Origin of the sequence: Desulfurococcus amylolyticus Z-533 (assembly GCF_000513855.1) — an archaeon.
Classification (GTDB): Archaea; Thermoproteota; Thermoprotei_A; order Sulfolobales; family Desulfurococcaceae; genus Desulfurococcus; species Desulfurococcus amylolyticus.
Window position 1 is genome coordinate 965,126 of sequence record NZ_KI911318.1, and the last position, 23,397, is coordinate 988,522.

The window sequence follows — 23,397 nt, forward strand, 5'->3', positions numbered from 1 at the left end:
GGATCCGCCACTAATTAACTATTATTCGGTTATCTCCAGGTTAGCTAATAAGTCTTCTGGCCAGCTGGTTGAAATAGCGTTTGAATATCGTGTAAGCCATAATACCCCTCGCATACACCTCGATAAACATCGCTATCCAAGGACCTAGCACCCCTAGAGACTTCACCAGGATTAGTGAGGGGATGACCCTGAATAATAGTAGGGAAACAGTATTAGTGATAAATGGCAACCTGGTGTTGCCGGCTCCCCTTATAGCACCACTGGAAACCATCGCCAATCCCAGGCCAAACTCACTGAACCCTGCTAGAATAAGGTAGAGTGATGCCAACTCACGGATCTCGCTTGTCGGCACGAAGGGGGTCGTGATATAATAGCTGGATAAGGCGACTACGACACCCAGCAACCCCATTAGTGAAGCCCCCATATATATCACCTTCTCCCCTATCCTCTTAGCACGTTTGAAATCCCCCTCGCCCACATGTCTTCCAACAATTGTTGAGGCCGTCATAGCGAATGCGAAGCCCGGCATGTATATTATGCTCTCGATTCTAAGCCCAATATTATGGGCCGCCATAACCGTATTGCCTAACCTTGATATTATTCCAGCATAGATATTGTTTCCCAGCGAGATAACGCTCCTCTCTATGAAGGCTGGTAACCCGAGGTCTATTATTTTCCTCGGTAGAATAAATAAGCCCGGCCTCATGGGTAGCAACTGGAGTTTCCCTAGGTAATATAGCTGGATCGGTATAGTCAAGAATGAAGCGATGACCGACGCCCATGCTGCACCAGCAACTCCGAGCCTTGGGAAGCCTGCCAGCCCATAGATCATTATGGGGTCTAGAATAATGTTAGAGACTAATCCAATGATATTTGATATTAATGATATATCTGACCTCCCGCTGGCTACGAAAACAATATCGAATGACGCTGAAACAAAGAATATTACAAACCAGGCAACCCTTATCCTGAGATAATCCAGTGTATATTGGAACGCGAGGCCAGCTACCCCTGACTGTATGGCGATGAATACCGGCGCCACTATATAGAATATAATGGATAGAAAAATCACGCAAATGCTTCCCTCAACCAGGATCTCACCGGTTATAAGCCTGGTTTTATCCCTATAACCTGCTCCAATACTCTGCGAGACCAGTATGAGTAAGGGTGTTTGAAACAATGTGAAGAAGACCTGTAATAGCATTAGTAAGTAGCCTGCGATACCCACTGCGGCTAATGCTTCACTACCAAGATCTTTAACGAAGAAGGTGTCAGCCAATGAGTAGAGGCTATTCACCAGCTCCACGAATACCAGTGGTAACGAGATTCTTAGAGAGGACTTTATCTCTGGATCATTTAGGAGCGTTGAGAAATAATTCTTCATTACCCTGCACCCCGGAGTATTCTCATAATATATTCTGCAATGTATTCGCCGCCATTACGGTATTTCGGCAGCTTTAATAACGGTGCTTCCCTGATGGCTTCCTCTAGGCTCACGGGTTCAATGCTATCCAGGTATATAACGCCTAGTTTCCTAGCTAGGGTGATGGAGTCCCCCCTGGGTGCGGCGAGCTTGTGTCTAGGGGAATAAACCATTATAACGGGTTTACTATATGAGAGCCTGGCTGTTAAGGCTGTTGTGCCTGGATAATGAGTGATCACTAGGCTTGCCCCAGCTATCCACTTATGTATATCGCTAGTATACTGGAATACTATCCACTCTGGATGCCTCCTCTTATACGGCTCCGGATCCACATCACCTGTTTGCAGGACTATTTTCCTACCTGGTTCCAGCCTATCCAACATGTTGAAGAGTGCTTTATGTCCGAAGGTCCCTGTGGTGACTAATATGTAGCCTTCATCCCTTGATTCATATATTGCAGGCTCGTATACTGGCCCAGCTACTATACCCCTCCTATACAGCTGTAGTTGTTCATCCCAGTGGAGGAATACCTCTGCACCCAGCCTATAGAGAATGCTTGTAGCCCTGGACCTCCTAGTGAACCTTGCTACATCCTCAATCGTTAAGATCCTTGAATCCTTCAACCAGCAGACTAGTGATGGAGGTATAGAAAAATTCGAGCCTGATGCAAACACCACTGGATATTTATTATTCCTACATAATTTTACTGACTCACCGAAAGCCTGAAACCACCTCGCTATCCCCTTGTAAAGAGGCTCGGCTGGTCTCCTTGGTAATGTGACCTCGTATACCTCACCAAGCCCCCCTAACTTCTCTTTAACCCAGTCATAACCCTTGGGCACAAGGATATCCAGCTCCACGCCTTTCTTAACCAGGTAATACCCAATAGTATAGGCGAAGCCGCTGTGTCCGCCGTAGCCAGCTATTAACAATACCCTGGACACTGGCATCCCCCTATAGCTGTAGCTCTAGTAGTGTTGGAGCCGGATAAATATATAATTGAAACCATTAATTAAATTGATTAGATTTTAGGGTAGATGCCGGGCAGGCACCATAATTGTTTTTACTTTAGCTCAAAGTTTTTGAAGAGGTGATTATATATGGGCGTAATGTTTAATACTAATGTAGAGCTAAGATTAAGGAGTGCACGTGAAGGCTTTATTAAGTCTGCCGTACTCTCATTCATAGGGCTCATTATCGAGTTAATAATAGTTGTAATAGCTCCCAGCATAATTCTCTTAACAGATCTACTCCATTGGAGCGTTGACACAGTTCTCGAGGTAATATTTCTATTGGTTATATACTTAACGAGTAGAATTGGGAGGAAATTCCCCTGGTCCATTGTAATAATCGAGAGCATCTCTGTTACGCTGGCTCTACTGGTTATCCTGGGGCTTTACGGTTATTTCTTCCTGGATTACATTTCCTCTATAGTGGAAACAGGGGAAGTATCCACAAGCAGCCTAACACCGTTGATAGCCACGGTGGGCGGAGGGGTGATCACACTCCTGATGCATGTTATACAAAAGAGAAATTATCAACAGTATAAAATAGAATTATTGAAACTGGATGCCCAGCACGCCCTAATAGACTTCATAGCCTCTATACTGGCATCGCTCGGTATAGTTTTAACGTATTTAAGTAAAAACTACTCGGTCGAACTCTTATTCACATTCATGTCAATGATATTCGTTGCACACAGTCTCTTCGAGGTCTTCAAAGACGTTGTGAAGACGCTGAGCGGGGCCAACATAGACTATGAATTAAGGGCAAGGGTAAAAGAGCTACTGATAGACGAGTATAAAAACAAAAACCTAGAGATAGATGATGTCGACGCTAGGAAAATAGGCTCCTTCTACGTTGTCTCAGTGAAAATACTCGTGGATCCAGATACAACGATAAATGAAATCCATGAATTAAGGAGGAGGATCACGAGATCCATCAGGAACTCCTCTGAACTAATATACCATGTTGATGTAAGATTCTATCCAAGGCATAAGGCTAAAGCAAGGCTTAAAGGGAAACGGAGGAAAAAGCTTGGTCCATAGTGTTCGTGAGGCATGATGCAGTGTCTCCACTGCTTTAATAACCGTTTTCCTATTTATCCAGAGGAATATCGAGGCATTTATTATCCTCGGACTCCTCCATTAATTGGGTTTTCGCAAATCCCTGTTTTAAATCGCTGAGGCAGCGTTTAACTAGCCTTATGTATTTCCGCGTTGGGTGAAGCGCGATATTGAGATACGCCCTGACTATAGCTGCAACCGTTGCCTCCTGTAGTATTATTATTTGATCGCTTAGTTTGAGTATTAATCTAACATGTCGATGCCCCTCAGGTATGCATGCAACTATTTCCTCTACGTCTTCATTCCTATATATCTTGATCCCGTGGCCCATTTAGATCCACTACTATAAGCTTATCGCTTAATCCAGGTATATTTTTCAGGAAAGAGTATTCTGGTGTGGCTACTAGGTATGTGTATATATGCGTGGAGTATAATCTATTAAAGGCGGAGAGATATAATTCTAGGTGTGGCTTACTGCAGTTATGAACGAGGCTGGATAATCTAGCAGTCCCTATGTTCTCGTGTATAAGCAGCCTGAATGCTTCGTCCAGTATCCCAGCATGGTTGACCTGGATTTCAGTGTTCTTTATGGCTTCTTCAGCTAGCCTGATGGCATTTAATAACTTGGCTTCACTACCAGCTAATCTTATACCTTTCAGGATTAATCTCTCGATTTCACCTCGAAGCCTCTGATATTCAATGTATTCTTCATCACTTACATTCATGTTGCGAAGCTCCTTCAGTCTCTCACTGAATCTTAGGAGCTTCGAGATCGTGACGCTTAGCTCTAGCACTAGTTCTCCAGCACCCATGATCCTCGATAAAGCAGTGTAAACGGTGATCACGTGTTGATCCTCTGTGCCACAATCATTTATTATTAACAATATGCTAAAGCACCTTGTGCTCGAGGCGAAGCTAGCCAGGTACTTGTATAGCTTCAGCAACCTGTTAACGGATTCCTCAAACACTAGTAATGGCGGAACCAGCTGTATAGTATGCGTCAGGATCGATAACTCCCTCCCATACTTGTTAACCAGTATAGGATCCGTGAAAACTATCTTGATGTAGGGCTCACATGCCTCAATCCTGAAAGAATCACGCCCCCACGTCCCAATCAGGTCTTTAATCAACTCATTGATCTTCATTTTATATAGCCCATAACTAGAATCCAGGTATTCCAGTCTCCTTACTAATAGTACTTAGCTCTAGGTGCTTAATAAATAGATCTCTATCCCAGCATAGAATGCTTCCCCTGCAGAGAGTCTTTAATGCTCCTGCAGCCACTCCATGTCTAAGAGCTGTCATCACGTCCCTTGTATCAATATACGACGCGTTGAAGAATGCATTAAATGCATCGCCAGCCCCTGTTGTATCAACCGGGTTGCCCAGGGGTTTTACATATGCGTGATATATACTGCCATCTCCTAGTACAGCAGCAGCCCCCTTACTGCCTAGTTTAATCACTAAGACCTCCACCCCTAGTTTAAATAGTTCACCTGGCTTTATTTTACTAGTTAACTCGTTGAATTCACTACTATTCAGGAAGAGTGTGTCCACGTGCTTCAACACTGCTTCCAATGTTCCTCGCCGGGTATTCACGTAGATCCCTGGATCATAGCTCACCACTGCCCCATGAACCCTTTCTACGATTCCGGCTGCTCTCTCAGGGTGTAAAGTAGCCATGTGAACTACACTGGCCGAATCAAGTATTTCCTGACTTATCTTATCCGGTGATAGATATGCGTTAGCGCCGAGGCTCCTAATCATAGATCTCGAGCCATCCGGGTAAATCACCGATATGACAATCCCTGGTGATGCATTGAGGTACGTTATATGTGATATGTCAACGCCTAGTCTCCTTATTGATTCCAGGTGGGATTTCACCAGTAGGTGATCCGCAACCGATGCTACAAGCACAGCCCTGTGTCCATAGTGCGATACAGCCACGGCATAATTTGAGGCTGCCCCACCAGGCCTTATATCGATGTCCCTCGCGTTCACGCTTTCATCTATTCCTGGCGCTTTATCAATGTATACGGCTATGTCTATGTTAAAATTACCTATGCTTACATGTATCGGGGTACCCATATATAGTCACGACTCTCCTAGTGTTTAGATGCGGCTTGCTTAATAATTGACGCACTTATATACTTCTTACCCCTCCGCTTAACCTCTTCATCCCATTCACTCAGTATTTTCACTGCTTCATTAGCTACTTTTATAGCGTCCTCTACCCCAGCGTTCACCACGAATTCCTCGGTCTCCCTATTAGCTATGGCTGCACACACGGCTCCGGCTCTGAGCCCATATATATTTGCAAGCGTGAAGATTAAGGCTGCCTCCATCTCGAAGTTTAACACGTTAACGCTCCTGAGATACTGTACGAGGCCTCTTTGAAACGGGGGTAGATAGTCTTTGAAGCCTGGTCTCTCCTGCCCCACGTAGAAGCTATCGCTGCTAGCCGTTAACCCCACGTGATATCTTACTCCAAGAATTTCGGCAGCCTCTATCAGTGCTAAGACTACATCATAGCTTGCTACAGCGGGGTATTCAGGCATAACATAGTGTTTACTGGTCCCCTCTAACCTGACCGCTCCAGTGGATATTATTATATCTCCCACACTTATACCCCTTGTGAGAGCCCCGGTTGTCCCGACCCGTATAAATGTATCCCCACCCACTCTTGCAAGCTCCTCTATAGCTATCGCTGTAGCCGGTGCTCCTATGCCGGTACTTGCAGCTGAGATAAATACTCCCTTATAATAGCCGCTATACGTCACGTATTCTCTATGCTTTGCAACACTCCATGCCTTATCCCAGAAGCTAGCTATCCATGGCACTCTATCGGGGTCCCCAGGTAAGAGAATGTAACGGCTTACATCCCCCGGCTTCACTTGTAAATGGTATTGTCTACCCTCCTCGCTTTCGGGGCGACTCGCGCTCTTGAGCCTCTCACTCATTTCATTGCCCCCTTGTATTTTACTTTATATCTTCTTCGAATATTTCAGTATTTAAGGTAATGGTATCTATGATCCCGTAGGTATGTCTCCCAGTTATGTAACCACATGCCTCACCCGGGTTTAATACTAGTTTACCATTTATGTGTTCACTCCTAGCTATATGGGTGTGCCCGTAGAGCAGTATATCGGTGTCGATGGATTTAGCGAGGGCGTCCACTATTTTCTCCGTTGTAGATGCGTCTCCGTATCCATGCATTATGAATATTCTCCTACCCCCTATCTCCAGTATGGTTGGCTCGCTATAGAATATCCATCCATAGCCCGAGGACAGCTTATTCAATAAGTATATGTCACCATCGTTATTCCCCTTAACAATAATAAGTTTAACACCACCGATCTCCTCCCTTATAGCTTTAAGGGTGAACGGACTTACAATGTCTCCGAGGTGGATTATGAGCTCTACATTATGGTCAGATAACCTTCTAAGAATTCTCCTGGTTGCATGAATATTGTCATGTGTATCGCTTAATACACCAATGATCATCGAGGACACCACGGTTTAAAAGCGCTGTGAAAAACTATTCGTGGTTCCACAAGTGAAACTACTCGACACTAATCTTGAATCCCTCTTTCCCTTTACCAGCTTTCTTGAGTTTTACTTCTAAAACACCATTCTTATACGAGGCTTTAGCTGAGGATGGATCTACTTTACTCGGTAGTTCGACCTCCTTATAATACCTCCTGTTCGTATCACTGGCGTTGATGATAAGTGTTCTACCGTCATCGGATACCTTTACATCGATCTTATCTTTCTCTACACCGGGGATCTCAGCTATAACCGTGACTTCATCGCCTGATTCAAATACATCTATTAATGGCTCCCTTTCCTCTGTGATCACAGGCTTACCGCGCTCCCTCCTCATATTGCCGAATTCCCTGACCACCGGTTTTCCATCAGGGCCTATTGTTATACTGAAGCCGTATACATACGGCCTTATACCTTGTCTTTCAAGCTGGCGCTCTATCTCCCTGAATTCTTCAGGGGTGAGTCCTCTACTGAATCTACGCATTAAATCCAATACCATTCTCTCCATGTCTTCAAACATCTTGTCTATTTCGTCGAAGAGGTCCTCGCTCCAGAAGGGCCTCCTCCTTCTACGATACCACCAGTCATCCTCCACAGGGTATCACCACTACTAAAATATAGTGTATTCGGCCTATATTAAGTTTAATAATATTTTAAACACGCTAGCGGATAATATTATTTCCTAGGTGATCACTGTGAAAATATACCATCACACTGTGAGGTTCTCGACCAACGCTCAGTTCCAATTAATAGATGTAACGAGGACGGTCGAGGAGGCTGTGGCTAAATCGGGCGTCTTAAACGGTATCGTCCTTATTCATGCTCCCCATGCAACAGCAGCCATAATACTTAATGAACACGAGGAGGGGTTAATCAATGATATACTTGATAAGCTAAGGGATCTCACGGAGCCGGGAAGCAGAAGGTGGAGGCATAACATGATAGATGATAATGCTCATGCACACATTGGCTCAGCAATTATAGGGGCTGAGAGGATCATCCCGGTTATAAATGGGAGGATAGCTAGAGGAACTTGGCAGAATATATTTTTCGTTGAAATGGATGGCCCACGTTCAAATAGGGAGGTTGTGATAACAGTTATTGGTGAGTGATATGAGGTTCTATATAGCCTGCGAGAACGAGATACTGGATGGATCCGCAACAGACGTGTACTTCACGAGGACCTATAAGATACTTAAAGCCAAGGGTGTCAGGAAGAAGGTTAGGATGGAATTCCATGTAATGAGGCTGCCCAAGGGCTATGAATGGGCTGTATATGCTGGACTCGAGGAGGTACTTTACTTACTGAAGGATAAGCCGGTGACAGTATACTCTATGCCTGAGGGAACACTGTTTAAGGCTGGCGAGCCGTTACTTATCATAGAAGGCTACTATGATGACTTCGCATTATATGAGACAGCCGTGCTTGGCATACTTAGACACTACTCGAGCATAGCTAGTAAGGCGGCACGTATTAAGAGGCTTGCAATGGATAAAACAATACTCTTCTTCGGGCTTAGAGCCGTCCACCCTGTAATAGCTCCTATGGTTGATCGAGCAGCATACATCGGTGGGGCTGATGCCGTCTCAGGGGTTCTAAGCGAGAAATATTTGGGGATTAAGCCGTCGGGGACGATGCCTCATGCATTAATACTGGTCCTTGGCGATCAGAGAGAGGCGTGGAAAGCATTTGATGATGTGGTAGAGCCTAGTGTACCCAGGATTATGCTTGTAGATACGTTATTCGATGAACGCGAGGAAGCATTGATGGCTGCCAAATTATTGGGTGATAGGCTATATGGCGTTAGATTGGATACGCCTAGCAGTAGACGCGGCGACATGAGGCAAATAGTGGAAGAGGTTAGATGGACCCTCGATGTAAACGGGTTTAAACACGTTAAAATAGTTGTAAGCGGAGGGCTGGATGAAAAGGAAATCGTGAGGCTCAGAGACATCGTAGACGCCTTCGGTGTTGGGACAAGTATATCGATGCCCCCCAGCGTCGACATCAGTGCTGATATTGTTGAGGTATACGATAACGATGCATGGAGACCCTTCACAAAGAGGGGTAAGCTACCTGGAGCCAAACAGGTATTCAGGAAGAGGCCGGGGTTAAATGACATTGTTACACTAATGGAGAACCATGGTGAAATACCCAGTGGATATACCCCGCTTCTAGTTAAATACATTGATAATGGTGAACTGGTAAGGAAGCCACCTACTATAGAAGACATTAGGAGATACGTTATCGAGCAGCTTAGAGAGGTACCAGAGCCCTCTCTCGAATAGCCTTACTGACTAAGCCTCCTAATCAACCTGCTTAACTCGGAGAGATTATTAATAGCTATGTATTTTTCAACCGGATCAATCCATGGCGTATCATAGAGGGATTTAAAGACTTGTCTAACCAGTACTACGTGTTCTCTGAGGTCTTTCAAACCTTGCTCTATCACGGCTAGGTTTACTGGTTTATCGTCGACATATATTACCAGGTCATGAGTCTCAAGGATTTCCATGAGTGCTTTAAGCCTTGACTCGGTGTTCTCCTCGACTACGTATATGTATTTGAAATAATCTGTAAACCCATCTATATAGATTCTATGTGTTTTCAACCCATAGATGTCATCCCTGTGCCCCACGTGGTACAGATCCACCTGGTTTTTCAGAGTGTTTAATACCGGCTTCACGCCTGGAAGGCTTCTCGAATACTCTATCCTTTTCTCCCAATACCTGGTGATTAATTCATCGAATAAACTACTCGAGAAGTCCGGAATGTATCTAGGCCATAAATCCTCCCTTAATACGCTAAGGCTCTCCGTTAAATACTCAAGGTATAGTAGTTGCCTCGCGTAATCTATAGTCATCCCTGTTAAAGCTGGGAAGTCTTCAAGATAGAATAATGGTATCCCCCTATAGCTATCGATGAGTACTCCATCGTAATCTAATGCAACAGCTATCTTAGCCATGTAAAGCACCCAACTTATATCAGTGTGTAACTCTAATTAAAATCATGGGGATAACGGTGGATGAGAGGCTTTAACCACTGTATACTGGATCACTACTACTTGAGGCTAGTAAACAATTGCTTATTCGTCGTGGTAGGGAACAAGCACTTAGACTACGGCTTCGTAGGGTATGTTAAATACTGTCCATCACTAGCTGGCTCATCAATATGGGTGTTTAAAGGTGTTCCCCTGGAGAGGCTTGTCAAATGGTATGATGTCAGAGAGGTTCACGGCTTTACACCGTGGAAAATCTATGTGCCCCACTATGATGCAGTACTACCATATGTTCCAAGGGGTTTCATAGTTGATCTCTATGACCCGGTGAACCGCTTACTCGAGATAATTAGTTCCCCTAGAGACAGCTTGGAAGAACACGTTGTTGGCTTCACAGAGCAACTCGGTAGCCTAGTGAACGGGTTAACGGGGCTCGGCGTCTCAGGCTCTATTCTCCCCGGTATACATAACACGCTTTACAGTGATGTTGATATAGTGGTTTACGGGTGGAGGAGGGCGGTGGATATAGTGGAATCGATTAGGGAGAACAAAGATATATTTAAGCCGTTCACCGGGGGAAAGCTATTGGAATGGGCTCACAGGATTGCTGGTAAGACAGGTTTAACGCTTAAGCAGGTTTTATCCCTATATAGAAACTGGAGACGAGGCTTATTTAATGACAGGGAGTACTCTATCCTGTACAATAATGATATAAGCGGTTTTCTCACTAGTGAAGCAGAGTTTAAAACTATTGGAAGCGTACTAGCAAGGGTGGAGATTAAGGGGGGTATAGAGGCGTTAAACTATCCCTCGGTAAGCGGTGTCGAGAATTATACTATTTTCGAGGGCGCTAAGCCATTGATGGATGTTACATATATTGAGAGCTTTGAGTCACTGTATATCCCCATACTTTATGAGGGTGGCAAAGCCGTAGTAAAGGGGCTTCTCCAATGTAGCAATACTACTTGTAGAATACTAGTTGGGGGAGTGGAGGAGAAAGGATTCATCATGCCTGGTGATACTGCTTGAACAATATACTTAGAGTGCTCGCACTCTATGAGCTAAATGCTTCAAGGACTTTATCCAGGCTTACATGTCTAGCGGCGAGAATCCTTGGCGTTGACGCAGTTATTCTTCTAGGTGACACGGTATCCCCGTTAATTATTAAATGGCTCTATGAGAAATGCGGCCTCAGAGTACTCGGGGTTACGGGTAGGCTTGACGATGAATCAATACCCCAGTATCTGAAAAGCATTGGAGGCTTACTAGATGGTAGGGTAGTCGAGTTAAAGAACCATAAAATAACGGGGCTCGGGGCTTCACCAATAACCCAAGTATATGGAAAAATAGATGTTCTCGCCACGTTTAAACCCGGCTTCATGATGGACTGCTGTAACATCTATAGTGATGTAGCTGGGAGAATAATAGAGGCCGTGAATCCATCGCTAACCTTAGCCGGGGGATGCAGAGACCCATGTATGGCTGGCAGAGTGATCGCGCCGGGCAGTATTCAGAAGGACTACCTAGCATATGTGGAATTCAGAGATGGTGACTATGCTGCGGAAATAATTAGCTTCAGAAATCTTCTACGTGATCTACACCTAGAAGCTCCATCTTTCTAAAATAGGGTGCCGGCGGTTTTACGTCTTGAAGAATATTTTTAAGCAATTAGGGTAGAAGATGAATGGCTCCAACTCTAACCATGTAGAACAGAGAGATATCATATATTTAAATACATATGTTATTTAGCATTGATTGGTGTGGAAACATGGTTAAGGAATTATTCAGGCCCAGAAGCATAGCCGTGATAGGTGCTAGCCGCACCCCAGGAAAAATAGGATACATAGTGCTTAGAAACATCAAGGGATATGGGTTCCAGGGTAAAGTATACCCTATAAATCCTCACGCAGATGAAATACTGGGGTATAAGGCGTATCCATCGATACTAGATGTGCCAGATGAAGTCGACGTAGCCATAGTAACTGTGCCAGCCGATAATGTACCAGAAGTAATCGAGGAGTCGGGTAGGAAAGGCGTTAAAGTAGCGGTTGTAATTACATCTGGATTCTCCGAAGTAGGTAACGTAGAGTTAGAGAACAAAATTGTTGAGACGGCTAGGAAATATGGAATGAGGATTCTTGGCCCCAATATCTTCGGATATGTGTATACGCCTTCAAATATAAACGCTACCTTCGGCCCCCTGGAGGTTGCAAGAGGCAGTATAGCACTCATCTCGCAGAGCGGGGCACTAGGTATAGCGTTAATGGGCTGGACAATAATGAATGAAATAGGCTTGTCGGCGCTGCTAAGCGTAGGAAACATGGCGGACCTGGATGTAGCTGAGCTCTCAGAATACCTTGCAGATGATCCCGACACAAGGGTTATAACAATATATCTCGAGGGAATAAAGCCTGGTAGAGGAGGGGAATTCATTAAAAAGATGAGGGAGGTCACGTTAAAGAAGCCCGTTGTAGTAATAAAGGCAGGTAGAAGCAGACGCGGTGCAGCTGCAGCTGCGAGCCATACTGGTAGCTTGGCGGGCAGCGATAATCTCTATGAGGCAGCATTTAAGCAGGCAGGCATTATTAGGGCATATACTGTGGAGGAGATGTTCGACATAGCCAGAGTCTTCGCGGCACAACCATTGCCCAGGGGCGAGAACACCATAATAATAACCAATGGCGGCGGGGTAGGAGTCCTCGCCACCGATGCCGCGGAATTTAATGATGTGAAATTACTTGAACCAAGCCAGGAGCTCAAGGAGAGACTTAAGACCACTATGCCGTGGTTCGGTAGCGCTAAGAACCCGGTTGACTTAACTGGGCAGGCCGTTGTAGATAACTATGTTAAAGCATTAAAGATAGCTGCTGAATCAAGCGAGGTCGACAACATAGTCATACTATATTGTAGAACAGCTGTACTGGATCCGCGCGAACTAGCTAAGGCCATAGTAGAGCTCTATGAATCAGAGCATATAAGTAAGACAACGGTAGTCGGCTTCGTAGGCGGCGAGGACACATATGAGGCAATAAAGTACCTGAACAGACATGATATACCCGCTTATCCATCGCCTGAGAGAGCGGTTTACGCGCTTTCAAAAATGATATGGTATAGAAGATACCTGGAGGCTAGAAAAGCCTCGCCCCAGGCTTAACTGTTTTTTCAACAGTAGCTATAACAGGTGGATCAGTATCCGTTGCTAGAAGCATTCCCTGACTCTCAAAACCCATCATTTTCTTAGGTTTCAAATTAGCCACTATGATAACATATTTGCCCTGGAAAAACTCTGGCTGATACCACTTACCGAGTCCAGCTATAATCTGCCTCTCGCCAAGTTCCCCCAGGTCTACTATGAGCCTGATCAACTTCTCGCTACCAGGGACTTTCTCGGCTGATTTAACCAGTCCAACCCTTAAATCAATCTTCTGGAACTCATCTATTCCAATTAATTCCATGGGAGCCACCTGGATTAGTTATTAATTATAGTTATCCCTTAAATTACTTGATAACTCTTCAAAGACCTCGATAGGGCTTTTCTCATGAACCCTTATACCGTGTTTCTCGATGTATTCAACTATTTCCTCATCAGGTCTCCATGGTAGAGCCTTCTTTAACTCCACGTATAGCTTTGCAAGCCGTTTCTTACCTTCATACAGTATATTGTTAACCAGCTCCACTAGTCCCGGCGCCTCTTCCGGTTTAACAATATCCTTGCTTCTAGTTCTTAAAGGCGTTGCCATGTAGACTCCCGTTGTCAATTCAAGGACTACCCCTTTATCACTGCTAAGGCTTATTATACCGCTGTGTTTATAGCCGCTTAGCCTAGCTATCCTGAGTATTTTTATAGCTGTGGCTAAATCCATTGTTGACAAGTGGATTATGGGCCCTGTAACGTTAAGCCATATCTTCCTGTAGACAGGTATCTTATATAGCTCCAGTATCTCCTCTGGTTTAACCGGCGTATGCTTCTTGAAGATTATAGTGGAGTCACTTTCACGGCTCCATGGTGATCTGGAATCGCTTGCAACGATCCTACCGCTGCAACTACTCATAGTATGTATCCCCTGCTCAATATTTAAGACTATTAATAATGGCAGGAGATCTTTATCCAGGTAGCCTATCTCTAAGTCCTCCCACATTCTATGCCAAAAGGACATCTTCCGCTTAAGCCACGTATTCTTATCTACTTTCATATAATCATCTCTCGTTGTAGGGTATCATCTATAATTGTCTTTTCTTGGAGGGATTTTATAGTATTTATGGGTATAGTAGGTTAGAGAAATTGAAAAAATTATTACTGTTTCCACTTCCTTTCATCAAAGTCTTTTGTAACGTACTTTGAAACTATGAGGGCTCCTATAGGGTCTCCTATTACATTAAGCATAGTCTCAAATGGATCTACCGCTGGGTGAACACCAACCATCCATCCAGCTGCCTCTACTGGGATACCTAGCGTTGTGGCAGTAGCTATGGCAATTATGGCTGCTCCACCGGGCACTCCAGCAGCCGCGGTTGCACCCAGGAATCCAAGGACCACCAAGGTGATTACTTCACCGAATCCTATAGGTATTCCAAGTGCCTGGAAAGCGAACAAGGTGAATAATGTGATAGTCGTACAGGCTCCCTGCATGTTGATCGTTGCTGCCACAGGTAGTATAACTGTTGCAACATCCCTTGATATCCCAGCATTTATCGCGCAACTTATAGTGACCGGTAATGTGGCGTTACTGCTTGCAGTGGAGAAGGCTGTCAACATTGCAGGGTAGAACCTCTTCCAGAATCTAAGCGGGTTCACTCTTGCAACTAATCCAAGTACTAGTGGTTGGATTACCAGTAGAATTATGAGGCCGCTTATATAGAATGACAATATTAACTTAGCGAACGCGGAAACAGCTAGGACTCCTACTACCGCGGCAACATTCGCCATTAACACGAAGACACCTATGGGACCATACCATAGCACGAAGTCTAGTAACTTGTATATGCACGCTAGAGAAGCCGGGCAGGCATTTGAGCAAGAAGTGGTGACACATTGAAAGAATACACAAAGAAGCATTCTCCAAGTACAAGGTTATGTGGAGAGACGTTGCAAAAGAGTTTACACCCGCTGTCGATGAAAAGGCTTAATACCAGATTATACAGTAAACTACATTGCCACAGAAACCTTGGAAGAAGCGTCTACATAATGGCAACCCTGTTGTCGCCGCAGGCATTAAGATACCAAAGTATGATAGTGGCAACACAGTTCACAGAAGATTAGCAGAGATAGGAAAAGGCATTCGCAGCAAGGGCCCTGTATCACAAGAGCATACCAATGAAATAGAAACGCTAGTTAAGCAGCTATAGCCATGGATTCATGTAGGTGTTTCTTGTTGATGAATATTGCATTGCACTCATGTCCAAGACCCTATCTACACTTCGGAAGCTTTTTAACCTCCATCTTTCTCTCTTCTTTCTTCTCCTTATACATGACTCTCATACATAGTTTTTCTCGTAGTAATTGTTTATATCAGCTTAGGTAGGGTAGCTTGAGTTTGTCTATATTGGTTCTCCATAGCTTGGTTATGTAGTAATCTCTTTTCAACTCGTTTAGGCTTATGAAGGACGTTCTATCCCTTACCCTCTCAAATACTTTACTGTTTATTGCTTTGTCAAATGACTCTTTGTCATCTGAGACTATGTAGTATCTAGCGTTAAGTTCTGATGCATTAACGAATCTAAGCAGCGCTTTCTCCATATCGGATTTTAACACTACTTCAAACAAGTAGTAGACGTCTTGGCCATGCCATATTACATCAATGTACTTTAATTTTTCAGGAAGCGGTAGATCGCTTTGAGCTAGATCAGCGAATTTCTCGAGCTTCACGTCCCCACACTTCCTCGATTGATCCGCAGTATAGGTTCTGAACCCTAACGCCTTTCCCAGCTCTAGTAGCATACGCTCGATACACTCATGGGTTTGAAACATCTCTGTGGAACCGCTTAAGCCTAGTAGGCTTTCAATAAAAGACAGCCTCTTCTCCAGCTCGGCGATCTTCTCCGCTAAGTCACCTCCTACCCTATGTTCTCCAGTACCGGCATAGACCTTCCTCCTAATGCCTTCAACTAGCTGTTCATCAACACTCATCTCCCCCGTTATTTTCCATTCACAAAGAGGCTTACTGGCTCCAGCTTTCTTAACATCGCATAACTCGGATAGCTTAACCTCCCTGGGGTAGATCCTGAGATCTTCAAACTCTATAACCGCTACTTTTCCATCATTACCGTATTTGGGCAGCGGCGGTTCACATACTCTACCAGACCTCTTAAGCTCCTCATACTCATCTCTACTCACGTACCTAACGTTAGTTACCTTAAACTCGCCTATGATAGACCAGTTACCTCTAGACTCGCTAGGATTATGAGCGATTATTATGGCTATGGAGCCGGGCCCTGCTAAGGGTTTTCTCTTCCTAGGTTTAGGAAATTGGTAGATATCAACCCTATCTAAATTTCTCTTAACACATTCAACCCAATCCCTAGTAGTAACAAGGAGAATGGCCTCGATCACTGCTGCTCATCTCCCTATTAACTGCTACACCAAATAATACAATATTTGTCACGTATGATTTATATTCTCATTCGTTTCCCGGTATCCGGTATATTTCATTAGTGTTTCAATAATTCAATAACTCATTCTTCACAGCAGGGATTTAGAGTCAGTATTAATGATCCAAGTGGTCAACGACTAAAATACGTCTTAAATCCTGGGCGTCGTGAAGATGTTGAGATCCAATGTACGGCGTCGAGGGTTACGCTAGGAGAATAGTTTCCACGGCTTCATTCTCTTAGGGATGCTCTCGAATAACTCTATAACCCTGGAGCCAGGGTCAGCTGGTTAGTAAGCTAGCTGTTTAGCTAACAAACCCATATATTTCATCTACGAGCTTCTGTACTTCAGGTATCTTCCTCGTCCTAGGCTACGACGATCTTGGATATTTTCCTCTCTGTAGCCAGCTTCAGTATCTTCTTAAACCCTTTCCTATCTTCATTCAAGCCACTGCCAATGTCTTTGATTACTTCGTATTCCTCAATTTCCTCAATATTGTTTTGCCTTGCTGGAGAATGCCCTAGCCGAGATGTAGGGGTCCCGCCACCCTGACTGCCCCGCAAATGAGAGATGTAACCCTGAATATATGCGGGAACCAGTGAACCACCCTTCAAGACAGGGAGGAGGTCAGCTCTATCATCAATATGGTGAAAGCATCGGGTCTCATATAAGTGTTTGATGCAAAAATTGTTAAGACCATGAGGAAGTTCCTGATATACTCTCTGAAAGAATGCCGGGGAAACTATTAAAGCTGTATGGAAAAGAAAGTCAAGATCATATTCATAGGGGAAACTATTAAAATAATGATGACAATGTAATTAAAAATCAATAAAAACCAGCTACGGTTTTTAATAGTGGAGAACAGACAGCGGGTGAAGCTAATTGATAGGCCTAGTTTATAGTGTCGAGGATCCGGCTGGTAGAGGGATAGCATCATATATAGTCGAGGCTCTTAAACCGCATAGAACTACTAACCCATATGCTATGGAATACTATGAGGGAGATGGGTTTGTTTTAGCGGGTTTCAATGAGGATGTCATATACTTTGACTTCCTTGATGAGAGGCTACCGATGGTCTCCGAATACATTGTGCTCTCGCGGCATAGCAGTAAGGCAGGGGTTAAAAGCTACACTGTCCACCATACCGGGAATTATGGAGGGGAGGCATTATCTGGTGGAAGACCCGGCGAACTCGGAATTGCTTCGCCACGTACAGCTTGGCTACTTCTCAGGCTATTAAAAACATATAGAGATGCCTACAGTAGAAACGAGTACGAGGTTAGTTATGAGGCAACGCACCACGGACCCACAAGTCTCTCTAAGCCACTTGTATTCATAGAGATTGGCAGTGGATTAGATGAATGGAGGGATAGAGTAAACCACGCTGTTGTAGGCGATACCGTGATAGGGTTTCTCCGGGGAGGCATCAGGGATGAATGCATCCCTGTGATAGGTATTGGGGGTGGACATTATCCTAGGAAGCATACAGAGCTAGCGTTGGCTGAGCCCGTATGTTACGGGCATATAATGGCTAAATACGCTCTCGAATACATGTCACGTGTAGTACTGGATAAGATGACTGAGAGGAGCGTGGTGAAACCGGTTGAAGTAATAGTTGAGAAGAAGGGGACAAGGCAGGAGCATAGGTCTTTACTAGAGGAGTATGTCTCTGAGAAGAAGCTTAGCCTGAGATATATCTAGGGCACGAGTATCTGCTTCTCAGTGAACCATGTTCTAGATAGCTTGCTCCAAACAATCCTCAGCGTGATGGGTTCACCTGTTTTAACTATGCCGGGAACGACTAATTCACTAATACTGCGTTCACTGGATTTTAAAGGCTTATCAATCTTCATGCTCGTTAACATGCTTCCCTTATATAGCACTGTGAAAACAATGAAGTCCGGTGATGACTCACCTTTATTTATCAGTGAGACAGTGATCTTGAGTTGCCCTCCTGCTCTACTCGCATTTATATCTTCAACCTCGATAACAGGAATAGGCATTCTTATTGAATACAGTATTATGCTGGATGTGATGATTGCCCCTCCTTCTCCCTCATTAACCAATGCTATCGCATCATCCCCTGGTGAAGTATTAATGTTATTAATAATGTATTCCTCGAATCCCTCAGTATACGGACTCGTCAGCTCATACCTCATACCATTAATGCGCATAATTAATCTACTGGTCCTCTGAGGAATGTAGCTTGAAATCCTTATGCCATGGCCCCCTATATTCTTACATTTTGCTAAAGGATACGACTCACCTGGATATAGGACGAGCAGCCCTGTCCAGTATTTAAGGCTTGTAGAGGCATCTGTATCCTCGTATAATGCTGCAAGCTGGATCTTCCGCAGCTTTACTGGTGAACCCCCCTCGTGTTTAACTGTTAGATTCACCCATTCCCTCCTCATTGATTCCTCCGTGTTTAGGATGGGTGTTACATCATACACGAACTTAGAGATTAATCTATCCTTATATCTAACCATGTAATGGGGCTTGAACTCCTTTGTAACACTTATACCGTTGAGTTTCAGCCTCCAATCAACACTCTCACTACTCGATTCTGTGGCAACCTCAAGTAATCCAAACCCTATTCTCCTACTCCTCCTGTTAGGTATATTCAACACTATGTTATCCTTTGAATGATATCCATGTAGCTGGAGGTCAAGAGGCTTAAATACAATGTAGAGATCACCATTGAATACCTTATCCACTATATTATCGAATACCCCCTGCATTAAGGCATCCACTCCCCTAGCGCTATTGATATAAAATCTCCTAGAGGGTTATTTAGTAATTATTGGATGAAGACGCCCTGCCGCACGTGATTGATGAACGGCTTGAACCCCTGGCTGACCCGCAAGATGTATAAATAGTGATGGTGTACAAAGTGATAATACGTAATATACAAGAATGGTGTAAGCTCTATAGGCTTCTCACCCGCATTCGCAATACCGAGGTGGTTTGTCGAGGATATTGAGAAAGGTTGGTTTAGAGAACTGGAAGAGATAGTGGAGAGTATTTACTCTGTTAGAAACATAGGGGATTCAACCGGGGTTATATCGATATTGACTAAAAACGCTGTTGTAAGATCCAAGCCCGCTACTCTAATGGCGTTAACAAAGATTCTAAACTACGAACTCTACTCTAGGTGACTAATCTAGCATCTCATTTCTTCCTGGATTTAATATACTCGTGTATCAAGTGCTCTGCTAAACCGATCTGCTCGGCATGACCACATACAGCGTCAGATGTTAGTATAACCCTATTGTAGTTCTTCAACTCGATAGGCTTTCCAAGAGGCCTGCTAGAGCGAGTAGTCTATCGCCTACTCTAAACTCGTTGTATAGCTGGATACTCGTCTTACCCAGTTTCTTAATAAACATCCCAATATTCGAGCCGTTGACTATAGCAACAGACATTGGTACTCGTTCTCCTCTAGGATGGATCATGAAGATAACGAACTGCCCAGGCCCCCACTTGCGGGCTACGAGGGAGCATTTACCTCTATATAGTAGTCTTCTTTGTTTAAATCTTCTTTTCCTATGTTTCATACATATAGACGCCGTTCGTATTACCTACCGAACTTTATTCATGCTTCGGGATTAAATATTATTGAGTAGAATTATAAAGCCCCAACCAAACTGTTTCTGTTATAGTTTATAATTGTTGATATTTGTTTGTATTATTTGATGCCATTCCTCTGCTATGATTACTGTATATACTTTCTGCCGTAGGGCTTCTCCACCTTCTCCTTGCTCTCCCTACCTATTGGGTATAGAACGCATTAGTTCTTCCGATGAAATAATTTTAAACCCTGAAAGTAATCATGGTTCAAATAGGCCGCCGTAGCTCAGCCCGGTGGAGCGCCGGCCTTGTAAGCAAGTACTAGGTAGGCTCGTCGAGAAAGCCGGTGGACGCGGGTTCAAATCCCGCCGGCGGCTCTCTATTTCTCATCTATCCTTAAACACAGTGGCATAGCCTAGGCTTTAAACCAGGGTGACATACTGTTTTGTTTTACAGGTTCTTTAGGTTTTTGCAAGCTAAGAACACGAGTTTATTGGCGACTCCTTAGCTCCCCGAGACCCATGGCTGTCTACGGGGAGGGAGCCGGGGAGGAACCGTGATAAACCACCCAACGAAGACCTAGAGCGTAGGCGGGAAACAGTAATCCTTTCCCAAGCTTTTTCAAGCTGTAAGAGTGGCTATATTCCTTCTTAATATTTTTATTTGGTTGAAGTAATATGATATGATATGAGTAGGGGATATAGATGAGTACATACAAGTATAGAGTTCTAGTTGCAAGCCACATTCATGAGAAGGCAATCGAGTTGTTGAGATCAAACGGGTTTGATGTCACTGTAAGAGAGGAGCCAAGCGAGGATGAATTAGCCTCGATGATAAAGGGGTTCCACGCACTTATAGTCCGTAGCAAACCCTTGGTCACAAAGAGGGTGATAGAATCATCCGACGTCCTCAAGGTGATCGCTAGAGCCGGTGTGGGATTAGATAACATAGATGTCGAAGCTGCTAAAGCCCGGGGGATAGAGGTCATCAATGCCCCTGCATCATCATCGGTGAGCGTTGCGGAGCTCGCCGTGGGATTAATGATTGCCGTGGCCAGGAAGATAGCCTTCAGTGACAGGCGTATGCGGCTTGGCGAGTGGCCGAAGAAGCAGGCTATGGGGATCGAGTTGAACGGTAAGACCCTTGGTATAATTGGTGCTGGTAGAATAGGTTCAACTGTTGCAAAGATATGCAGGCTAGGTCTTGGGATGAATATTCTCTATTATGATCTCGGTAGAAATGAACAATTAGAGAGGGAGTTGGGGGCTAGATACGTTGATCTAGAGACTCTTCTAAAGGAATCAGATGTGGTCTCAATACATGTCCCCCTAAAACCTGAAACACAACACTTGATAAATGAGAAGAGACTAAGGCTCATGAAGAAAACCGCGATACTTATAAATACCTCGAGGGGGCAGGTGGTAGACACTAATGCACTTATAAAGGCATTGAAAGAAGGCTGGATTGCTGGTGCCGGGCTAGACGTATTCGAGGAGGAGCCCTTGCCAAAGGATTATGCATTACTAAAACTTGACAACGTAGTTTTAACTCCGCACATAGGCGCTAGCACTGTGGAGGCGCAGGAAAAAGCCGGCATAGAGGTTGCTGAGAAAATAATAGACTATTTCAGGAAGCATGGTGCCTAGTTATGAGTAGTGAAGCAGGTAAAGTAATAATTAAGCTACCTAAGACAAGCATCCCCTACAAGTATGTTGAGCCAACACTAATAGATGTGGATAAACTGGTTAACCACGAGGAACTAGTTGAGGCAAGGTTAAGGGAACTAGTTGATAAGATTCGGAGCGAGAACGCCGTAGACATGCCAATAATAGTCACCCCTATACCCGGCACCGATAAATTCCTCATTGTTGACGGGCACCATAGATGGGCAGCTGTAAAAGCACTCGGATACAGGAAGATACCATGCGTGATCATAGACTACTTTAGCCCCGAGGTAAAGCTGAAGACGTGGTTACCCGGCATAATAGGCGAGGTTGAACCAGTGCTGAGCGAGGCATCAAGGAGGGGATTGAAGATCTCCATGTGCAACTACGATCCCAACACGCTGGGAGAGATAGATGTGAAACTACTTGAAGAATCCTCCTTTATAGTACTGGGAAAGAACCTTTGCAGAGCGATAAGCGGAGGCATTGAAGGCCAGAAGATAGTTTCCCAGGTATTGAACGAGCTTAATATGAAGGGATTATTCACCCTGGTATACTATGGTGAGCTCTCAGATGCGTTGGAAGACCTTAAATCAGGGTGGCTTACATATTTATTCATACGTAAAATATTAACAAAAGAAGACGTAATGAACTATGTGAAGAAAGGACTTGTATATGCGCCTAAAACAACCAGACATATTCTGCCATTCTATCCAGCCAAGACATATACCCCCCTTAGTAAACTAGCCTAGATCATTGAATACCTTTTTACTTCTTTTTACTATCCTATCTTTCTTTCTTCACTAGAATTAATGTAGGTTTACGTAGAACCGGTGGAATAATGGCCAGGTATGGCAGTTATTTCAGTAAGCTATCGGTGAAAATAAAAGCATCCGAGATAAGAGCTTCTCGTGCTTATAAGGGTAGAAAAGATATAAAGGTTTTTAGTTTTCGTTAAGATGTAACTGGTTTAATAAGAATTTGTTCCGTATCTCAATGCTCTTTATAGCTACGCTTCTCGTTGCCGCTATGATCCCGCCCCGTGCATCTTTAATTAATGCTGTATCTGTTAGCTACAATGCCGAATATCCCTCTATTGAGGATCCGTGTTCCTTCATAGCTTCTTTCTACGTTGATTTTGGAGATGGCTCCGGGTGCTGTGTTGAATCCCCTGTTGTAGAGCCCGACGTGTGTTATATTTCATCTAATATGTTGGCTGAACATGTTTTAAGAAATATTTGTGGTTTAACCGATACAGCTGATAAGGTAGGTTTCTCAAGGGATACCCGGAGTACTGGTGTAAGTACATGGATAAAGACGGCTGCTGAACACTCTGGTACTCGGAATCGCCTTTAAAAGGGTATAAGATGAGGAAGGAGGGCTGGAGATGCTATATAAATGTTAGAGAGCATAGGTGGGTGTGCGCTCTCTGCCCAGCATACACTCCCAGGGGTTCTAGGTAAGTGTGGCTCATAATTCTTTTCCACCGTTGTTCGCGAACAACGGGAACAAGTGGCTTGTTCACGAACGTTCACATTGA

The 23,397-nt window shown here is 44.2% G+C and carries 28 protein-coding genes and 1 tRNA gene; 13 read left to right on the forward strand and 16 right to left on the reverse strand.

The genetic code is table 11. From position 1 onward, the window contains the following. Nucleotides 1-40 precede the first annotated feature (40 nt). Both SPHMEL_RS04975 and SPHMEL_RS04980 read right to left on the reverse strand, forming a co-directional pair. Nucleotides 41-1,384, reverse strand: a complete 1,344-nt coding sequence (locus SPHMEL_RS04975; RefSeq protein WP_042667594.1) for an MATE family efflux transporter — start codon at nt 1,382-1,384, stop codon at nt 41-43. Further along, the gene (locus SPHMEL_RS04980) at nt 1,384-2,373 is read right to left on the reverse strand and encodes a UDP-N-acetylglucosamine--N-acetylmuramyl-(pentapeptide) pyrophosphoryl-undecaprenol N-acetylglucosamine transferase (RefSeq protein ID WP_042667595.1); all 990 of its coding nucleotides are present in this window, start codon (nt 2,371-2,373) and stop codon (nt 1,384-1,386) included. Before SPHMEL_RS04980 ends, SPHMEL_RS04975 begins: the two co-directional genes overlap by 1 nt. Before the next feature lie 150 nt (nt 2,374-2,523). Here SPHMEL_RS04980 and SPHMEL_RS04985 point away from each other — a divergent pair, with 150 nt between their 5' ends. Further along, on the forward strand, nt 2,524-3,471 hold the full coding sequence (locus SPHMEL_RS04985) for a cation diffusion facilitator family transporter (RefSeq protein WP_042667596.1): 948 nt from the start codon (nt 2,524-2,526) through the stop codon (nt 3,469-3,471). A gap of 49 nt (nt 3,472-3,520) precedes the next feature. Here the strand turns inward: SPHMEL_RS04985 and SPHMEL_RS04990 are convergent, their stop codons facing one another. Genes SPHMEL_RS04990 through hsp20 form a run of 6 tightly spaced genes read right to left on the reverse strand, consistent with a single transcriptional unit; the run spans nt 3,521 to nt 7,630 of the window. Next, nucleotides 3,521-3,820: a hypothetical protein gene (locus SPHMEL_RS04990; RefSeq protein ID WP_042667597.1), complete on the reverse strand. Its 300-nt coding sequence runs from the start codon at nt 3,818-3,820 to the stop codon at nt 3,521-3,523. Continuing rightward, a complete protein-coding gene (locus tag SPHMEL_RS04995; RefSeq protein ID WP_042667598.1) occupies nt 3,795-4,634 on the reverse strand; it encodes a hypothetical protein in 840 nt (279 codons plus the stop codon). The genes SPHMEL_RS04990 and SPHMEL_RS04995 overlap by 26 nt, the downstream gene beginning before the upstream one ends. A gap of 16 nt (nt 4,635-4,650) precedes the next feature. Beyond that, the gene (locus SPHMEL_RS05000) at nt 4,651-5,577 is read right to left on the reverse strand and encodes a carbohydrate kinase family protein (protein WP_042667599.1); all 927 of its coding nucleotides are present in this window, start codon (nt 5,575-5,577) and stop codon (nt 4,651-4,653) included. Nucleotides 5,578-5,594: 17 nt separating this feature from the next. Then, nucleotides 5,595-6,449, reverse strand: a complete 855-nt coding sequence (udp, locus tag SPHMEL_RS05005) for a uridine phosphorylase (protein WP_012608505.1) — start codon at nt 6,447-6,449, stop codon at nt 5,595-5,597. Nucleotides 6,450-6,468: 19 nt separating this feature from the next. Further along, a complete protein-coding gene (locus SPHMEL_RS05010; protein ID WP_042667600.1) occupies nt 6,469-6,993 on the reverse strand; it encodes a metallophosphoesterase in 525 nt (174 codons plus the stop codon). Between the two features lie 58 nt (nt 6,994-7,051). Beyond that, complete coding sequence (gene hsp20 / locus SPHMEL_RS05015) at nt 7,052-7,630, reverse strand: archaeal heat shock protein Hsp20 (protein ID WP_012608507.1); 579 nt, start codon at nt 7,628-7,630, stop codon at nt 7,052-7,054. Between the two features lie 100 nt (nt 7,631-7,730). On the opposite strand from hsp20, the gene SPHMEL_RS05020 reads away from it, so the two are divergent. Then, nucleotides 7,731-8,147, forward strand: coding sequence for a secondary thiamine-phosphate synthase enzyme YjbQ (locus tag SPHMEL_RS05020; RefSeq protein WP_042667601.1), 417 nt, complete (start codon nt 7,731-7,733; stop codon nt 8,145-8,147). 1 nt (nt 8,148) lies between these two features. After that, nucleotides 8,149-9,324: a nicotinate phosphoribosyltransferase gene (locus tag SPHMEL_RS05025; RefSeq protein WP_042667602.1), complete on the forward strand. Its 1,176-nt coding sequence runs from the start codon at nt 8,149-8,151 to the stop codon at nt 9,322-9,324. Between the two features lie 2 nt (nt 9,325-9,326). Here SPHMEL_RS05025 and SPHMEL_RS05030 read toward each other — a convergent pair whose 3' ends face one another. Beyond that, complete coding sequence (locus SPHMEL_RS05030) at nt 9,327-10,001, reverse strand: HAD family hydrolase (RefSeq protein ID WP_042667603.1); 675 nt, start codon at nt 9,999-10,001, stop codon at nt 9,327-9,329. 60 nt (nt 10,002-10,061) lie between these two features. Between SPHMEL_RS05030 and SPHMEL_RS05035 the strand changes: the two genes are divergently transcribed. From SPHMEL_RS05035 to acs, 3 genes are all read left to right on the forward strand, one after another. Continuing rightward, a complete protein-coding gene (locus tag SPHMEL_RS05035) occupies nt 10,062-11,063 on the forward strand; it encodes a hypothetical protein (protein WP_042667604.1) in 1,002 nt (333 codons plus the stop codon). Further along, nucleotides 11,060-11,656 carry a metallophosphoesterase family protein gene (locus SPHMEL_RS05040; RefSeq protein ID WP_042667605.1) on the forward strand — a complete coding sequence of 199 codons (597 nt, stop codon included), beginning with the start codon at nt 11,060-11,062 and terminating at the stop codon, nt 11,654-11,656. Before SPHMEL_RS05035 ends, SPHMEL_RS05040 begins: the two co-directional genes overlap by 4 nt. A gap of 146 nt (nt 11,657-11,802) precedes the next feature. Continuing rightward, complete coding sequence (gene acs / locus SPHMEL_RS05045) at nt 11,803-13,188, forward strand: acetate--CoA ligase alpha subunit (RefSeq protein WP_042667606.1); 1,386 nt, start codon at nt 11,803-11,805, stop codon at nt 13,186-13,188. Here acs and metG read toward each other — a convergent pair. The 3 genes from metG to SPHMEL_RS05060 all read right to left on the reverse strand — a co-directional run bounded on the left by metG (nt 13,163) and on the right by SPHMEL_RS05060 (nt 15,090). Then, entirely contained in the window at nt 13,163-13,489 is a 327-nt protein-coding gene (metG, locus tag SPHMEL_RS05050) for a methionine--tRNA ligase subunit beta (RefSeq protein WP_012608514.1), read from the reverse strand. The two genes, acs and metG, sit on opposite strands and share 26 nt — an antisense overlap. A 21-nt stretch (nt 13,490-13,510) precedes the next feature. Then, a complete protein-coding gene (locus tag SPHMEL_RS05055; RefSeq protein ID WP_042667607.1) occupies nt 13,511-14,227 on the reverse strand; it encodes a tRNA(Phe) 7-((3-amino-3-carboxypropyl)-4-demethylwyosine(37)-N(4))-methyltransferase in 717 nt (238 codons plus the stop codon). 101 nt (nt 14,228-14,328) lie between these two features. Then, nucleotides 14,329-15,090, reverse strand: coding sequence for a dicarboxylate/amino acid:cation symporter (locus SPHMEL_RS05060; RefSeq protein WP_084322160.1), 762 nt, complete (start codon nt 15,088-15,090; stop codon nt 14,329-14,331). On the opposite strand from SPHMEL_RS05060, the gene SPHMEL_RS07360 reads away from it, so the two are divergent. Beyond that, entirely contained in the window at nt 15,067-15,294 is a 228-nt protein-coding gene (locus SPHMEL_RS07360; protein WP_156915440.1) for a hypothetical protein, read from the forward strand. The two genes, SPHMEL_RS05060 and SPHMEL_RS07360, sit on opposite strands and share 24 nt — an antisense overlap. A 249-nt stretch (nt 15,295-15,543) precedes the next feature. On the opposite strand, the gene SPHMEL_RS05065 is transcribed toward SPHMEL_RS07360, so the two are convergent. Then, a complete protein-coding gene (locus SPHMEL_RS05065) occupies nt 15,544-16,584 on the reverse strand; it encodes a hypothetical protein (RefSeq protein WP_042667608.1) in 1,041 nt (346 codons plus the stop codon). Nucleotides 16,585-16,988: 404 nt separating this feature from the next. Beyond that, nucleotides 16,989-17,186 carry a recombinase family protein gene (locus SPHMEL_RS05070; RefSeq protein ID WP_156915441.1) on the reverse strand — a complete coding sequence of 66 codons (198 nt, stop codon included), beginning with the start codon at nt 17,184-17,186 and terminating at the stop codon, nt 16,989-16,991. A 319-nt stretch (nt 17,187-17,505) separates the two neighbouring features. On the opposite strand from SPHMEL_RS05070, the gene SPHMEL_RS05075 reads away from it, so the two are divergent. Beyond that, nucleotides 17,506-18,324, forward strand: a complete 819-nt coding sequence (locus SPHMEL_RS05075) for a D-aminoacyl-tRNA deacylase (RefSeq protein WP_042667610.1) — start codon at nt 17,506-17,508, stop codon at nt 18,322-18,324. Here the strand turns inward: SPHMEL_RS05075 and SPHMEL_RS05080 are convergent. Continuing rightward, nucleotides 18,321-19,364: a hypothetical protein gene (locus SPHMEL_RS05080; protein ID WP_042667611.1), complete on the reverse strand. Its 1,044-nt coding sequence runs from the start codon at nt 19,362-19,364 to the stop codon at nt 18,321-18,323. The two genes, SPHMEL_RS05075 and SPHMEL_RS05080, sit on opposite strands and share 4 nt — an antisense overlap. A 165-nt stretch (nt 19,365-19,529) precedes the next feature. Between SPHMEL_RS05080 and SPHMEL_RS07210 the strand changes: the two genes are divergently transcribed. Then, a complete protein-coding gene (locus SPHMEL_RS07210; RefSeq protein WP_084322162.1) occupies nt 19,530-19,781 on the forward strand; it encodes a DUF84 family protein in 252 nt (83 codons plus the stop codon). 123 nt (nt 19,782-19,904) lie between these two features. Here the strand turns inward: SPHMEL_RS07210 and SPHMEL_RS05085 are convergent, their stop codons facing one another. Further along, the gene (locus SPHMEL_RS05085) at nt 19,905-20,180 is read right to left on the reverse strand and encodes a hypothetical protein (RefSeq protein WP_051401010.1); all 276 of its coding nucleotides are present in this window, start codon (nt 20,178-20,180) and stop codon (nt 19,905-19,907) included. A gap of 288 nt (nt 20,181-20,468) precedes the next feature. Between SPHMEL_RS05085 and SPHMEL_RS05090 the strand changes: the two genes are divergently transcribed. The 4 genes from SPHMEL_RS05090 (at nt 20,469) to SPHMEL_RS07365 (ending at nt 23,213) form a co-directional block, all read left to right on the forward strand. Then, nucleotides 20,469-20,570 (forward strand) — tRNA-Thr (locus SPHMEL_RS05090). 327 nt (nt 20,571-20,897) lie between these two features. Then, entirely contained in the window at nt 20,898-21,839 is a 942-nt protein-coding gene (locus SPHMEL_RS05095) for a D-2-hydroxyacid dehydrogenase (protein WP_042667612.1), read from the forward strand. 2 nt (nt 21,840-21,841) lie between these two features. Then, nucleotides 21,842-22,609, forward strand: a complete 768-nt coding sequence (gene serK, locus SPHMEL_RS05100; protein ID WP_012608525.1) for an ADP-dependent L-serine kinase SerK — start codon at nt 21,842-21,844, stop codon at nt 22,607-22,609. 244 nt (nt 22,610-22,853) lie between these two features. Continuing rightward, complete coding sequence (locus SPHMEL_RS07365; RefSeq protein WP_156915442.1) at nt 22,854-23,213, forward strand: hypothetical protein; 360 nt, start codon at nt 22,854-22,856, stop codon at nt 23,211-23,213. Nucleotides 23,214-23,397: the final 184 nt, after the last annotated feature.